The sequence below is a fragment of the Mesorhizobium sp. WSM4822 genome (genome assembly GCF_055811155.1).
On sequence record NZ_JBVVQM010000019.1, the window covers coordinates 1 to 13469 of the forward strand.

12 protein-coding genes and 1 pseudogene are annotated in these 13469 nt (G+C 64.4%); 6 read left to right on the forward strand and 7 right to left on the reverse strand.

The window, feature by feature from the left end; all coding sequences use genetic code 11:
* The 4 genes from AC0L3E_RS30965 to AC0L3E_RS30980 all read right to left on the reverse strand — a co-directional run.
* On the reverse strand, positions 1–281 hold a 281-nt coding region (locus AC0L3E_RS30965), incomplete at its 3' end, for an FAD-dependent oxidoreductase (RefSeq protein ID WP_473565056.1).
* A 29-nt stretch (positions 282–310) separates the two neighbouring features.
* A complete protein-coding gene (locus AC0L3E_RS30970) occupies positions 311–1912 on the reverse strand; it encodes an ATP-binding protein (RefSeq protein ID WP_473606435.1) in 1602 nt (533 codons plus the stop codon).
* Positions 1903–2595 (reverse strand): response regulator, encoded by a 693-nt coding sequence (locus AC0L3E_RS30975; protein WP_473606436.1) that lies wholly within the window; start codon positions 2593–2595, stop codon positions 1903–1905. Before AC0L3E_RS30975 ends, AC0L3E_RS30970 begins: the two co-directional genes overlap by 10 nt.
* 3 nt (positions 2596–2598) lie before the next feature.
* Positions 2599–4137, reverse strand: coding sequence for a DUF4153 domain-containing protein (locus AC0L3E_RS30980; protein WP_473606437.1), 1539 nt, complete (start codon positions 4135–4137; stop codon positions 2599–2601).
* 535 nt (positions 4138–4672) lie between these two features.
* Here AC0L3E_RS30980 and AC0L3E_RS30985 point away from each other — a divergent pair.
* The 3 genes from AC0L3E_RS30985 to AC0L3E_RS30995 all read left to right on the forward strand — a co-directional run bounded on the left by AC0L3E_RS30985 (position 4673) and on the right by AC0L3E_RS30995 (position 6256).
* Positions 4673–5548, forward strand: a complete 876-nt coding sequence (locus tag AC0L3E_RS30985; RefSeq protein WP_473606438.1) for an HpcH/HpaI aldolase/citrate lyase family protein — start codon at positions 4673–4675, stop codon at positions 5546–5548.
* 51 nt (positions 5549–5599) lie between these two features.
* The gene (locus tag AC0L3E_RS30990; protein ID WP_127267290.1) at positions 5600–5806 is read left to right on the forward strand and encodes a DUF1737 domain-containing protein; all 207 of its coding nucleotides are present in this window, start codon (positions 5600–5602) and stop codon (positions 5804–5806) included.
* A gap of 180 nt (positions 5807–5986) precedes the next feature.
* Positions 5987–6256, forward strand: coding sequence for a GIY-YIG nuclease family protein (locus AC0L3E_RS30995; RefSeq protein WP_127267291.1), 270 nt, complete (start codon positions 5987–5989; stop codon positions 6254–6256).
* 115 nt (positions 6257–6371) lie between these two features.
* Here AC0L3E_RS30995 and AC0L3E_RS31000 read toward each other — a convergent pair.
* The 3 genes and pseudogenes from AC0L3E_RS31000 to AC0L3E_RS31010 all read right to left on the reverse strand — a co-directional run.
* Positions 6372–6484: pseudogene (locus AC0L3E_RS31000) on the reverse strand (metallopeptidase family protein); the annotation flags it as partial.
* Positions 6485–6537: 53 nt separating this feature from the next.
* Positions 6538–6963, reverse strand: coding sequence for a hypothetical protein (locus AC0L3E_RS31005; protein ID WP_127267292.1), 426 nt, complete (start codon positions 6961–6963; stop codon positions 6538–6540).
* 7 nt (positions 6964–6970) lie between these two features.
* Positions 6971–7393, reverse strand: coding sequence for a metallopeptidase family protein (locus AC0L3E_RS31010; RefSeq protein WP_023763026.1), 423 nt, complete (start codon positions 7391–7393; stop codon positions 6971–6973).
* Between the two features lie 183 nt (positions 7394–7576).
* Between AC0L3E_RS31010 and AC0L3E_RS31015 the strand changes: the two genes are divergently transcribed.
* The 3 genes from AC0L3E_RS31015 to AC0L3E_RS31025 are packed head-to-tail and all read left to right on the forward strand — an operon-like array spanning position 7577 to position 13375.
* Positions 7577–8614 carry an ImuA family protein gene (locus tag AC0L3E_RS31015; protein WP_473606439.1) on the forward strand — a complete coding sequence of 346 codons (1038 nt, stop codon included), beginning with the start codon at positions 7577–7579 and terminating at the stop codon, positions 8612–8614.
* Positions 8556–10031: a DUF6504 family protein gene (locus AC0L3E_RS31020; RefSeq protein WP_473606440.1), complete on the forward strand. Its 1476-nt coding sequence runs from the start codon at positions 8556–8558 to the stop codon at positions 10029–10031. Before AC0L3E_RS31015 ends, AC0L3E_RS31020 begins: the two co-directional genes overlap by 59 nt.
* Positions 10028–13375: an error-prone DNA polymerase gene (locus AC0L3E_RS31025; protein ID WP_473606441.1), complete on the forward strand. Its 3348-nt coding sequence runs from the start codon at positions 10028–10030 to the stop codon at positions 13373–13375. The genes AC0L3E_RS31020 and AC0L3E_RS31025 overlap by 4 nt, the downstream gene beginning before the upstream one ends.
* Positions 13376–13469 lie beyond the last annotated feature (94 nt).

The window sequence follows — 13469 nt, forward strand, 5'->3', positions numbered from 1 at the left end:
AGGATGAGGTAGCCGCCTTCGCGAAAGCCGATATCGGCGTCGGCGCCGAACTCTTCCTTCAGCCGCCGGAACAGCTTTAGCGTGAACTGCGACAGGCGGATGTTTTCCGGGATCGAGAATTGCTGGCGGATCGAGGCCATGGACAGCGTCGTTGCCGCATGCGCGAATTGCGGATCACGCTCGACCAGCGCGATCGTGCCGGAAAACCCTTGCTCACGCAGGTAATAGGCGACCGAGGAGCCGACGATGGCTCCACCGATGATGACGATGTCGTAGCGCATGTTCTCTCCGATCCGGCCGATGGTGTCCTTCACGCCACCGGCAGAATGATCTCGAAGCGCGTGCCGCGTTCGCTGTCAACCAGCGCGATCATACCATCATGCGCTTTCAGGAGGGCCAGCACGATGCCGAGCCCCATGCCGGTGCCGCCCTGCTCGCGCCGCGTGGTGAAGAACGGTTCGAAGATGCGCGCCCGGTTGCTCGGCGAAATGCCGGCGCCGTCGTCGCTGACCAGGATGCTCGCCTTGCCGCCGGCGCTCGTAGCCGAGACAGAAACCGCCGTCGCGCCGTGCCTGGCCGAATTGTCGATGAGATTGGCCAGCACGATAGCCGCGTTCTCGGCCGATATGCGCAAGCCGATTTCGCCGCCGGCTCCGACGCGAACCGCCAGCCTGTTGTCGACGGGCAGCAGCGCCAGCGCCGCACCGAGCGATGTGCTTTCGCCGCTCGGCGCCAGGTTTTCGGCGCGCGCCAGGTCGAGCAGGCGGCGAACCAGCAGATTGAGCCGTCCCGCATCGGTGACGATATTGTCTGAAAAGCGCCGCCGCTCCGTATCGTCCATCGCGTCACCGGAATCGCGCAGCAGTTCGGCCGCGCCCTGGATCGCCGTCAACGGCGATTTGAGCTCATGCGAGACATGGGTGGCGAACGTCTGGATGCTGTCGGAACGCGCCTGCAGTTTTTCGGCCATGTCGAGGAAGGCGGCGGAAAGCTCCGCCATCTCTCGCGTGCCGTGATGGTCGAGCGGCCTGATCGCCGCGCGGTCGCCGGCGGCGATGCGCTCGGTTCGGTCGATCAGCGCATAGATCGGCCGGCTGACGGTGCGCAGGAAAACCAGGCCGATGAGCAGCGTGCCGCCGAGAATGGCGATCGCCGCCAACGTCACCTTGCCGCGTTCGCCATAGAGATGTTTGATGATGTTGTTGGGCGTCCGCGACACATAGACGACGCCGGCGACCTTGCCGCCGACAGCGACCGGCAGGGCGACGAAGACACGCACCTTGGTGCCGCGGCTGACCGAATAGAGCGGTGGCGTCGGCTGGTCGGGAATGCGCAGCCTGAGCGCGCTGGCATAGCTGCCGGCAAGTGCTGTGCGCACCTCTTCGGCCGCACTGAGCGACTGGCCGACCTCGCCGCGCCCGGCAATGACGACGCCCCGGGGATCGAGCAGCCGGAAGCCGGCCAGCGTGGTTTTCTGCGTGGCGTCGAGAATACCGGACAGGCGCGCACCGATCGCCGCGAAGGCAGGATCGGCGGTGGCAGCGATCGCCGCCGGCCGGGTCGGCAGCACATAGTCGGAGGCGAGATCGAGTTGCGGCTCGATCGGCTTGTACAGCGGGCCCGGATTGACGCTTCGGCTTGAATCCCCGCCTGGCCCCGGCATCGGCGCGCCGAGCTTGTCCGCCGCAATGCCGGCGTCGCGCACATCCTGCGCATAGATGGCGGCGATGGCCGCCCCTTGCGCGATCAGCTCCGCTTCGGTCTGGCGGATCAGCTGGTTCTCGTAGAGGCGGAAGAAGAACAAGCCGACCAATGGCAGGGCCATCACCATGATCAGGATGGCGACGACGACCGTGGCAAGCCGTGGCCGCCACTTGCGGCCGCTCCATTTGCCGGAAGTCGTCAGCCGCATCGGCCGAGCCGGAAGCCGACGCCATGCACCGTCTCGATAACGTCAGGGCAACCCACTGCTGCCAGCTTGGCGCGGATGTTGCGGATGTGGCTGTCGACGGTGCGGCCGGCGACATGGATATTTGCGGCATAGGCGCTGGCCATCACCGCGTCGCGGTCGAGCACATGCGCGGGCCGCGCCAGGAATCCCTTCAGGATCGAGAATTCGATCCCCGTCAGGGCAAGCGCCTTGCCGTCGAAGCTGGCAGCATGACTGGCCGGCGCCAGAGCCAATTTGCCATGCGAAAACTGCCTGTTGTCGACCGGTTCGGCCGCCGCCGGGCGGGCGCGCCGCAGGATGACGTTGACGCGGGCGACCAGTTCGCGCGGGCTGAATGGTTTCGTCACATAGTCGTCGCCGCCCATTTCGAGCCCGAGGATGCGGTCGATCTCCTCGTCGCGCGCGGACAGGAACAGCACCGGCACATCGGATGTGTGCCGCAGTCGCCGGCAGACCTCCAGCCCGTCCATCTCCGGCATGCCGATGTCGAGCACGACAAGGTCGGGCGTCCGGCGTCCGATCGCCTGCAAGGCGGCGGCACCGTCGGCCACCCCTGTCGTTTTCATGCCGGCCTTTTCCAGCGCAAAGCAGATCACCTCGCGGATGTGCGGGTCATCGTCGGCGACGAGGATGTGATGCGGCATGGATCAGCGGCCCGGCATGGAAGGTTCGATAGCGGAGGGAATCACGAACGGCCCCTTGGTGTCGAGATATCGAAGCAGCCGCCAGTCGCGAAAGCTCCAGGCCCGCCAGTTCTGCTGGATAGTTCGATACCAGATTTCATCGCTGCCGCGCACGCCAGCCAGTTCGCGGACAGTGCCGGCCGCCGCCGTCTTGCCCTGTTGCTCGAGGAAGCGATCGAGTGCGGGAAACGCGCCCGGACCGAGCGAGTGAAGATACCAGGCGTCTAGGGGAATGCCCTGGCCGGTCATTTCGAGGGAATGGTCGACATTGTAGTTGGCGATCGTCGCTGCAAAATTGATGAAACAGCCGGCATAAAGCGTCAGAGATAACGTCAGAAGATTGGCGGAGAGCAGCCATTCGTTGGATTTTCTAAGCGCGATGCGGGCAATGATCAGGGCAAGGCCTGCTGCCACCAGCCCCATCCAGACAAAGGCGGCGACGCGCCAGTAGGTCAATGCATAGATGCCGACATAGAGGTCGAGCCGCAGGATCGACGAAATGACCAGCATGATGTTCTGCGCCACCCAGGCATAGACCAGCCGGCGGATGAACGGATCGGCCGAGGTGTCGCTGCCTGGCCGCAGCGCTGCCAGCACGAAGCCGGCGGCAAGCAGCGCGGTGACGATCAAGGGATAGGCGCCACGATGCGCGTAGGCCGCGTAGCTCAGCCCGTCGGGAAGGGCGGCCCCGCCCCACAGATAGGTGGCGTCGAGCGCCGTCTGCAGCGCAAACAGGATGTTGAAGACGATCAGGGCGCGCAGGATGGCGGCCTTGCCGAACAGGATGTCTTCGAGGGTGGTGATGGTTTTGTCGGCTTGAGCGCTGACGGCCGGCGCCGCGCGCGGGGTGCGACGAACCAGGCGCGGCAGGCGCGGTCGCAGAAAAGCCCAGACAGCGGCGAGCACGAACAGCCAGAAGGCAATCCGCGCCAGCTGGATAAGATCGAGCAGCCTCACGAGGTCGATCAGCGACAGCCAGTAGTCGATCACCGGATTGGCGGCGCCGAACAGCGCCAGGAAGACCGCGCCCAGCGTCAGCGGCATCACCCAGACAGCGATCGCCGCCAGCCGGATGCGCCGCCGGCCGAACCGCCGCGCCGTCCTGCGCCAGCGGATGAAGTCATTGGCGAAGCGGAACGGCGCCGCCAGCCCGAACAGCACGATCTGCCCGGCAATACGGGCGATGCTGTGCCGCAGCCGCCCGCTCAGCGAAAGCGCAAAGACGGTCAGCGCCGCCAGCGCGATCGAAACCGACAGGGTGCTGACGTTTTCAGCCAGCGGCAACAGCGCGACAAGCAAGGCGATGGGCTTGAGCCACACCCGACCGTCGCTGAAAGCCGCCGGATGCACGGCGACAACCGCGGCGGCAATCAGCAGGGCGAACAGGAAAACGGTTATCCCGGCGGGCTGGCCGTAGAACAGGAAATCCGCAAGTGCCGCCAGCAGGATGGCGACACCGAAGCGGCTGCAATAGCTCGGCGCGGCGGAGAGCAACGCTGTCATGATCGGGCTTTCCTGATGGCGTCCCGGCGGGTTGCCGGCGGGCTCTTGCGAACAAAGGGAATGAGGGTTGCGACGGGACACACGCGCGGCGCATCGACCAGCCACCAGTCTTCGCGGCGCAGCCGGTAAGGCAGGGACCATCGGGGTTTTGCTCGGTTTTGCATGCCCTCTGTTTGTCAGGCCGGCGGGGAAAGGTTGAGGTGGATCGGAGGAGGTTTTCCGCAGGCCTGTGCAGTTTTCGTGCAGGCAATTGTTGAGGTCGAATTCGCCATCTTTCTAACGTCGGCGCTGCCCCTCACCTGCCTGCCGGCATCCTCTCCCCGTAAACGGGGCGAGGAACGCTCTTGTCGCCGGTTTCGCCAATCTCCAGCGTCGCAAGAAAGGCGCCGGCGTTGCCGCCAGCTCCTCTCGCCCCGTTTACGGGGAGAGATGTCCGGCAGGACAGTGAGGGGCAGCACCAGCTTTCGCGATTGGCTCGCCTCAGGCACAGCCCTGCGCGCTTGCCTCACCCACCTACAAGCGGCATAGATCACCCATGGAAACCTATCGCCCGCGCCGCTCGGTGCTCTACGTCCCGGCCTCCAACGACAAGGCCTTGGCCAAGATCGCGCAGCTTGCCTGCGACGCAATCATCCTCGACCTGGAAGACGCCGTCGCTCCGGCCGACAAGATCGCCGCTCGCGAAAAACTGGCCGGCATTTTCGCCGGCCATTCCGAGAGACGCTGCGAGATGATCGTGCGCATCAATGCTCTGGCAACCGAATGGGGCGCCGACGACTTGCTGGCTGCCGCAAGCTGTGAGCCCGACGGTATCCTTCTGCCCAAGGTCGACACGCCGCGCGACCTGCTCGAGGCCGGCGATGTGCTCGACGACAATTTCGCTCCCGACAGCGTGAAACTATGGGCGATGATCGAAACGCCCAAGGCGCTGCTCAACATCGGCGCCATCGCCGAGCTTGGCCGCGACCCGGCCTCGCGGCTCAATTGTTTCGTTTCCGGAACGAATGATCTGGTCAAGGAGACCGGCATTCTGGCAACGCCTGATCGACGCTACCTCGTGCCCTGGCTGATGCAGATGGTGCTGGCCGCACGCGCCGGCGGCATCGACATGCTCGACGGCGTCTCCAACGATTTTCGCGACCTCGACGCTTTTGCCCATGAATGCACCGAGGCGGCCGCCATGGGGTTCGACGGCAAGAGCCTCATCCACCCGGCCCAGATCGAAGCCGCCAACCGCACCTTCGCGCCGTCCACGGAAGCGGTGGCCGAGGCGCGCTCGGTGAAGGAAGCCTTCGCGCTCGCCGAGAATGCCGGCAAGGGCGTGATCGCGCTGAACGGCAGGATGGTCGAGCGGCTGCACTTGGCGCAGGCCGAAAAACTGCTGGCGAAGGCAGCCGCCATCGGGTCATAAATGCTCGATGGATGCGAGCGGGCTATGGCTACTCACGACAGGAATTGAACAATGAAACTCTACCGCTTTCTGTCCGGCCCGGACGATGCCAGCTTCTGCCATAAGGTGACGGCGGCGCTGAACAAGGGCTGGCACCTGTTCGGCTCGCCGACCTATGCCTACGACAAGAAGGCCAAGACGATGCGTTGCGGCCAGGCCGTGGTCAAGGATGTCGACGGCCAGGAATACGGGCCCGATACCAAGCTGAGTGACTGGTAGGGGACAGCGCTGAGGACTCTCTCTTTCTTCGTCATCCTAGGGCGGAGCAAGGAGCGAAGCGACGCGGCGCAGACCCTAGGATCCATGCCGTGACATTGGCCGTAGAATGCGGCGGATCAAAATGGCGCTTGTGCGCGCATCAACGCTCGCTACCCTGAAACCACGACCGGCTACGTCTATATGACCGCGAGTCAGAACCGCGGCACCATCTATATCGGCGTCACCAACGATCTCGGCCGTCGAATGCCTGAGCACAAGGCCGGCCAAGGCTCGCGCTTCACGAGTCGCTACAGCGTACAGCGGCTGGTGTGGTACGAGGAATATTTCGACATTACCGATGCCATCCAGCGCGAGAAGTCATTGAAGCGCTGGCCTCGACAATGGAAGATCGAGCTGATCGAAACGGCCAATCCGGAGTGGTTCGAGCTCTTTCGTGGAACCGGCTGGTAGCCGCTCGGGTTTCTTGCACCGCCGGAGCATAGCATCGCCGTCACGGCATGGATCCTAGGGTCTGCGCCGCGTCGCTTCGCTCCTTGCTCCGCCCTAGGATGACGAAGGTGTGGGGCTACTCGGCCGCTTCTTCGAACTTCTCCATATCATCGTCCGACAGGCCGAATGGTGACCGATCTCGTGGATGTCGCCCAGCGTCTCTTCGTTCTCGGACCAGTAGTCAAGGATATCGACGGTCAGGAATGAGGGCCAAATACAGCGCTTGGTCGATCAGTAACCAGCTACGCCAGATTTTCCCAGGCGGCTCTGATTTCGTTGAACCGTGCGTCTGCGCGGCCCTCGACGTCATCGCAGCCGAAATAGAGGATCGATAGCGCTGCAAGGAGACCGGGATAGCCGGAGACGGAATCCATTCTCGTAAGGATTTCAGGAACCGGCAACCGCTTGCGTTCAATCATGGAGATCGCGCATTCCGCTGTCATAGGTGCCATCGGGTGGTCGAATTCGGAGAGCCAGAAATCGACCAGGGCAACGAGAGTGGCCGGTTCGATGGCAGCACTTGCGGGCAGATGGCAAAGCTCACTAAGTGCGAGGAAAGCGGCATTCGGCGAAATCCCGATGGCGGTTGCGATCAGTTCCCGGCTTTGTGAAATGTCGTGGTACGGCCAATTGCAATCGATCAGGTCGGCAAATTCTGCTTCCGTCATCTGAGTGCTACTCGGCCGCCTCTTCGATCTTCTCCATATCATCGTCCGACAGGCCGAAATGGTGGCCGATCTCGTGGATCAGCACGTGGGTGACGATGTCGCCCAGCGTTTCTTCGTTTTCGGACCAGTAATCGAGGATGGCGCGGCGGTAGAGCGTGATGCGGTTCGGGCCTTCGCCGGTCTGCGGGTTCCAGCGCTCGGCGATGCCGCGTCCCTCGAACAGGCCGAGCAGGTCGAAGGGCGTTTCCAGCGACAGATCGTCCATGATCTCGTCGGTCGGGAACTCGGCGATCTGGATGACGATCTCGCCGGTCAGCTTGCGGAAATCCTCCGGCAGATGGGCGTACGCCTCCAGCGCCAGGAACTCCATTTCGTCCATCGAGGGCGAGAGTTCGTCGTGCCAGGTGCGGGTCTTGTAGATGCGGGCCATGCTTTGTCCTTTGATCCCGGCATATAGGCTTTCGCACCGGAATCGGCAAATGAACGGGCCGATGCGCCTGCGCCATCCCTGCCGAGAGGAATAAATTCCCCATGACTCTGCTTGACTCCTGGGTCACCCTCTGGAATCTATAGGGAACATAACAGGAACAATTGTGAGTGGAAGCTGACCGTCATGGCGATGACCGCCGTGGCGCGGGAGACTGTTTTTGCCCTGCGCCGCCAGATCGCGAAAATCGAGGGAACGCTGCCCGAGCGCTTGGCTGCGCCGGCCGCCGCGACCTCCGATGCTGACGCCAGCACCGATCTCACAATCGTCCGGCGTGGCATTGCCGCGGCGTTGCCGGATGCGTTCCTGCCTATCGGTGTCGAGCGCCTCGACGCCGCCCTGAGCGGCGGCCTGCCGAAGGCCGCCCTGAGTGAAATCCATGGGCTGGAAACCCGCGATGCTGGGGCCGTCGCCGGCTTCGCTTTGTCGCTCACCAGCCTGATCCTCAAGCAAACGCCGGGGCTGCCGGTGCTGTGGATCGGCACATCGGAGATTTTTCGCGAGGCCGGCTTTCCCTATGCAAGGGGGCTTCACGCCTCATTCGGCATCGAGCCGGAGCAATTGCTGTTTTCCGAGGCGCCAAGGCTTGTCGATGCGCTGTGGGTCGCCGAGGAGGCGGCCCGGATGACGGCGCTTGCCGCCGTCATCCTGGAAATCCGCGGCAATCCGCAGCGGCTGGACCTGACCGCGACACGCCGGCTGCATGCAAGGACGCAAGCGGCCGGCCGGCCGGTGTTCCTGCTGCGGCAGGCGGCCGAACCCGAACCCACGGCGGCACCCGTCCGCCTCATCGTCGCCTCGGCGCCGGCGGTGCCGCGCGACACCATCGCCGGACCGCTGGCCGGTTCGATCGGTCGCCCGGCCTTCACCCTCACCATCGGCAAGAGCCGCACGGCCCTGCCTGGACAATTCACACTGGAGTGGAACCCCGATGAACGCGCATTCGACGAAAGAGCGGGCGACGAAGGAGCAGGTGGGGAAAGAAACCGGCCAAAGAATCCTGTCCCTGTGGTTTCCCTATCTGGCGGCGGAAAGGGTCCTGCGCCAGCGTCTGGGGCGGTCCTGGCGTTCCCGGCCGTCGGATCACCCATCCCACCCGCCGCTCGTGATCAGCCATCGAGACCGCAACGCGCAGCGCATCTCGGCCCTCGACGAGCGGGCTGAGGCCCTGCACCTGAAGCGCGACATGGGCATTGCCGATGCGCGCGCCATGCATCCGTCGATCGACATCGTCGAGGCCGATCCGGAAGCCGACCGCCGACTGCTCGAAGGCCTTGCCGACTGGTGCGACCGCTACACCCCGCTGGTGGCGCTGGACGGGACAGACGGCCTGTTTCTCGACGTCACCGGCTGCACCCATCTGTTCGGCGGCGAGCGCGCCATGCTGGACGACATCCTGTCGCGCTTCTTCCATCAGGGTTTCGATGTCCGCGCCGGGCTTGCCGCGACACCGGGTGCGGCCTGGGCGGCGGCACGCTTTTGCGGCGACCGCATCATTGTGTCAGGCGAGGAGGAAGCGCTGCTGGCACCCCTGCCCCTGGCCGCGCTGCGCATCGAGCCGGCGACCCGCACCAGCCTGGAAAGCGTCGGCCTGCGCACGGCGGGCGCCGTCATGGCGGCACCGCGCGCGCCGCTCGCCCGCCGTTTTGGCGCCTTGCTGCTCCTGCGCCTCGACCAGGCGCTTGGCCGTCTCGACGAAGCGGTGTCGCCGCGCCTTCCCGTCGCGCCGCTTTCGGTCGAACGCCACCTCGCCGAACCCGTCACCCTGACCGAGGACATCGAACGGCTGGTGGGCATGCTGGCGGCGACCTTGAAAACCGATCTCGAACGCCGCGGCGAGGGTGCCAGGACACTGGCGCTGCTGCTCTTTCGCGTCGACGGCGCCGTCAGCCGCATCGCCATCGGCACCTCGCGGCCGATGCGCGAACCCATGCTGATCCAGAAACTGTTCCATGAGAGGCTGGCCGCGCTCGAGCAGGATATCGATGCCGGCTATGGTTTCGATCTGGTGCGGCTCTCGGTGTTGGCGGCAGCCACCTTCGACATGCAGCAGGCTGATCTGACTGGTGAAACGATCGACGATGGCGCCGATATCGCGCTGTTCGCCGACCGCATCCGCGCCCGGCTCGGCGAGGGCGCGGTTCTCCGGCCGGTCGCGGTCGAGAGCCATCTGCCGGAGCGTGCTGTCGCCACGATCCCCTTCACCGAAGCGCCGCGCCGGACCACGCCGCCGAAAAAGCCCGGCAGGCTGCAGGCGCCACAAACCATTTTTCCGCCGGAACGGCCAATCCGGCTGTTCCGCTCGCCCGAACCCATCGATGTGCCGGCCACTGAAATGCCGGAAGGACCACCGCTGCACTTCCGCTGGCGGCGCGCGCTCTACCGGGTCACGCGCGCCGAAGGGCCGGAACGCATCGCCGCCGAATGGTGGCGGGAAGCGCCAAGCGACGAGGCGGCATCGACGCGCGACTATTTCCGCATCGAGGATGCCGATGGCCGCCGCTATTGGCTCTACCGGCAAGGTCTTTACGGCAACACGCAGGTACCGCCGCGCTGGTTCATGCATGGTGTCTTCGCATGAACGCGCTGACCGTCATCCCCTATGCCGAGTTCGGCATCCAGTCGAATTTCTCCTTCCTGCGCGGCGCCTCCAAGCCGGAGGAGATGGTGGTCGCGGCCAAGCTCCTGGGCTTCTCGGCGATCGGGCTTGCCGACCGCAACACGGTGGCCGGCGTGGTGCGCGCCTGGCAGCAGGCCAAGGTCGAAAAGCTCTCCTATCACCCCGGCAGCCGGCTGGTTTTCGGCGACGGCACGCCGGACATCCTCGCCTATCCCCAAGACCGCAAGGGCTGGGGGCATCTGTGCCGCATGCTGACGCAAGCCAATCTGCGCGACGAGAACGAAAAAGGCGCCACCCTTCTCCAGCGCGGCGACCTCCTCGAATGGGGTGACCTGATGTCGCTGGCGGTCCTGCCGGATCTGTCGGCGGGCGCGCAAGATAGTCTTCCCCTGCTTCGAGACCTCAAAGGCCGCTTCGGCAGGAACCTGCGGCTTGGCGTTTCGCCCGACTACGCCGGCAATGACCGTTTCCGCATCGAGCAGGCGGCAGCGCTTGCCGAGAGCGTCGGTGTTCCGCTGATGGCGACCAACGACGTTCTCTACCACACGGCCGAACGGCGCCCGCTGCAGGACGTGCTGACCGCGATCCGCCTCAACACGCCCGTCGCCGAGGTCGGGCTGCAACTCAGCGCCAATGCCGAGCGTCATCTGAAGCCGCCAATGGAGATGGCGCGCCTGTTCCGCAGGCATCCGCAAGCGCTGACCGAGACGCTGCGGTTTGCGGAAGAACTGACCTTTTCGTTGAGCGACCTTCAGTACAATTATCCGGACGAGCCGACGGAATCGGGTCTTGGCCCACAGGCTGAACTGGAGCGGCTGGCGCGGGAGGGAGCGGCCAACCGCTATCCGGCGGGTGTGCCGGATTCGGTGACCAGGCGCATCGAGGAAGAGCTCGCTTTGATCGAACGCCTCAACTATGCCCGCTATTTCCTGACTGTCTACGACATCGTCAAGTTCGCGCGCAGCAAGGATATTCTCTGCCAGGGACGTGGATCGGCCGCCAATTCGGTCGTCTGCTTCTGCATCGGCATCACCGAAGTAGGACCGGAAAAAATCGATTCGCTCTTCGAGCGCTTCATTTCCGAGGAGAGAAACGAGCCGCCGGATATCGACGTCGATTTCGAGCACGAAAAGCGCGAAACCGTAATCCAGTACATCTACGAGAAATACAGCGGCAAGCGCACGGCACTTGCGGCCGCCGTCATCAGCTATCGCGGCCGTTCGGCGCTGCGCGAAGTGTCGAAGGCGATGGGCCTGTCCGAGGATGTCAGGGCATCGCTTTCCGGCTCGATCTGGGGTTGGTCGACATCGGAGCTTGGCGAGAAGGAAGCCCGCGCCGGCGGCCTCGACCGCACCGATCCGGTGTCGAGGCACGTGATGGAGCGTGCCAATGAGATCATGGGCTTCCCCCGCCATCTGTCGCAGCATGTCGGCGGCTTCGTCATAACCAGGGACCGGCTCGACGAGATCGTGCCCATCGTCAAGACGGCGATGGACGAGCGCAAGATGGTCGAATGGGACAAGGACGATCTCGACGCGGTGAAGATCCTGAAAGTCGACGTGCTGGCGCTCGGCATGCTGACCTGCCTCCAGCGCGCCTTCACCTTGCTTACTGACCACTACCCAAAGGCGCGAGACAAATACGGCCGACCTTATGTGCTGGCCACCCTGCCGCCGGAGGATAGGCAAGTTTACAAAATGATCTGCCGCGCCGATACGCTTGGCGTCTTCCAAATTGAATCGCGGGCGCAGATGTCGATGCTGCCGCGCCTTGAGCCGAAAACCTTTTATGACCTTGTCATCGAGGTGGCGATCGTGCGGCCGGGCCCGATCCAGGGCGACATGGTCCACCCCTATCTGCGCCGCCGGCAAGGCAAGGAAAAACCCGAGTATCAAAAACCGGAGCTGGAGGCGATCCTCAGCAAGACACTAGGCGTGCCGCTGTTCCAGGAGCAGGCGATGAATATCGCCATCGTTGCCGGTGGCTTCAAACCGGGCGAGGCCGATGAACTGCGCCGCGCCATGGCCACCTTCAAGCGCACCGGCACCATCGGCAATTACCGCGACCGTATGATCAATGGCATGGTCGGCAAGGGCTACACGAAGGACTTCGCCGAGCGCTGTTTCAAGCAGATCGAGGGCTTTGGCGAATATGGCTTTCCCGAAAGCCATGCCGCTTCCTTCGCCCTGCTCGTCTACGCCTCCTGCTGGTTCAAGACCTTCTATCCCGACGTGTTCTGCGCCGCGATCCTGAATTCACAGCCGATGGGGTTTTACCAGCCGGCCCAGCTGGTGCGCGACGCAAGCGACCATGGCGTCGACATTCGCGACGTCGACGTCAATTTTTCGGTGTGGGATTGCACGCTGGAAAAGGCGCCGTTCGATCCGGCCCGCATCCTCCCGCGCCATGCCGAGATGCGCGGCGTCATCGAGACGAAGCATGCCGTCCGGCTCGGCTTCCGCCAAATCAAGGGCCTGTCGAAGGAGCGCATGGCGGCCTTCGTCGAACAGCGCGGCTCAGGCTACGTATCCGTCAGGGATGTCTGGCTGCGCTCCGGCCTCGATGTCGGCGACATCGAGCGGCTGGCGCAGGCCGATGCCTTCCGCTCGCTCGGCCTCGATCGCCGCGAAGCGTTGTGGGCGGTGCGTGCGCTGGACGGCAAGAGCGCCGCCGAAAGGCTGCCGCTGTTCGACCAGCCGGCGCTTCGCCTGCGCGAACTGGAGCCCGAGACGAAGCTGCCGAAAATGCCGCTCGGCGAGCATGTCATCCATGATTACCGCGCGCTCGGCCTGTCGCTGAAGGCGCATCCGGTCGCCTTCCTGCGCGAGCGACTCGACCGCGCCGGCGTCATCCCCAATGCGAACCTGCCTTTCGTGCCCGATGGCAGGCGCGTCTCCGTCGCCGGCCTCGTGCTGGTGCGGCAGCGTCCCGGCAAGGGCAACGCGATCTTCCTGACGCTGGAGGACGACAAGGCGGTGGCCAACGTCATCTTCTGGCAAAGAACCTTCGACCGTTACCGGCCGATCGTCATGGGCGCCCGGTTCGTCAAGGTCACCGGAAAATTGCAGTCGGAATCGGGCGTGGTCCACATCGTCGCCGAGAGGATCGAGGATCTGACGCCCTGGCTGACCGTGCTTCTGGAGAAGGTCAGCGGGGCCGCACCAGCGGTTCCTCCGAGAGACCTCGCCAAGGACGGTTCGGATCGCTCCAGCCCCGCCAAACAAAGCGCACCGATCCGGCAGGATCTCGCAACGCTGTCGGAAGAAGCGGAAAGGGTCATGCCCAAGGGGCGCAATTTTCAGTAGGCAAGGCCATGCCAAGAGCGGAACGAAAGCGGACGTCGGCGATCCTTCGCGCTCCCCGCTGTCCCGCCAGCCTTCGGCAAATTGGCGGGTATAA

What these genes read in the sequence shown, in the direction of transcription:
- AC0L3E_RS30970 (WP_473606435.1), bottom strand. Translation starts at nt 1,912, where the DNA reads ATGCGGCTGACGACTTCCGGCAAATGGAGCGGCCGCAAGTGGCGGCCA.
- AC0L3E_RS30975 (WP_473606436.1), bottom strand. Translation starts at nt 2,595, where the DNA reads ATGCCGCATCACATCCTCGTCGCCGACGATGACCCGCACATCCGCGAG.
- AC0L3E_RS30980 (WP_473606437.1), bottom strand. Translation starts at nt 4,137, where the DNA reads ATGACAGCGTTGCTCTCCGCCGCGCCGAGCTATTGCAGCCGCTTCGGT.
- AC0L3E_RS30985 (WP_473606438.1), top strand. Translation starts at nt 4,673, where the DNA reads ATGGAAACCTATCGCCCGCGCCGCTCGGTGCTCTACGTCCCGGCCTCC.
- AC0L3E_RS30990 (WP_127267290.1), top strand. Translation starts at nt 5,600, where the DNA reads ATGAAACTCTACCGCTTTCTGTCCGGCCCGGACGATGCCAGCTTCTGC.
- AC0L3E_RS30995 (WP_127267291.1), top strand. Translation starts at nt 5,987, where the DNA reads ATGACCGCGAGTCAGAACCGCGGCACCATCTATATCGGCGTCACCAAC.
- AC0L3E_RS31005 (WP_127267292.1), bottom strand. Translation starts at nt 6,963, where the DNA reads ATGACGGAAGCAGAATTTGCCGACCTGATCGATTGCAATTGGCCGTAC.
- AC0L3E_RS31010 (WP_023763026.1), bottom strand. Translation starts at nt 7,393, where the DNA reads ATGGCCCGCATCTACAAGACCCGCACCTGGCACGACGAACTCTCGCCC.
- AC0L3E_RS31015 (WP_473606439.1), top strand. Translation starts at nt 7,577, where the DNA reads ATGGCGATGACCGCCGTGGCGCGGGAGACTGTTTTTGCCCTGCGCCGC.
- AC0L3E_RS31025 (WP_473606441.1), top strand. Translation starts at nt 10,028, where the DNA reads ATGAACGCGCTGACCGTCATCCCCTATGCCGAGTTCGGCATCCAGTCG.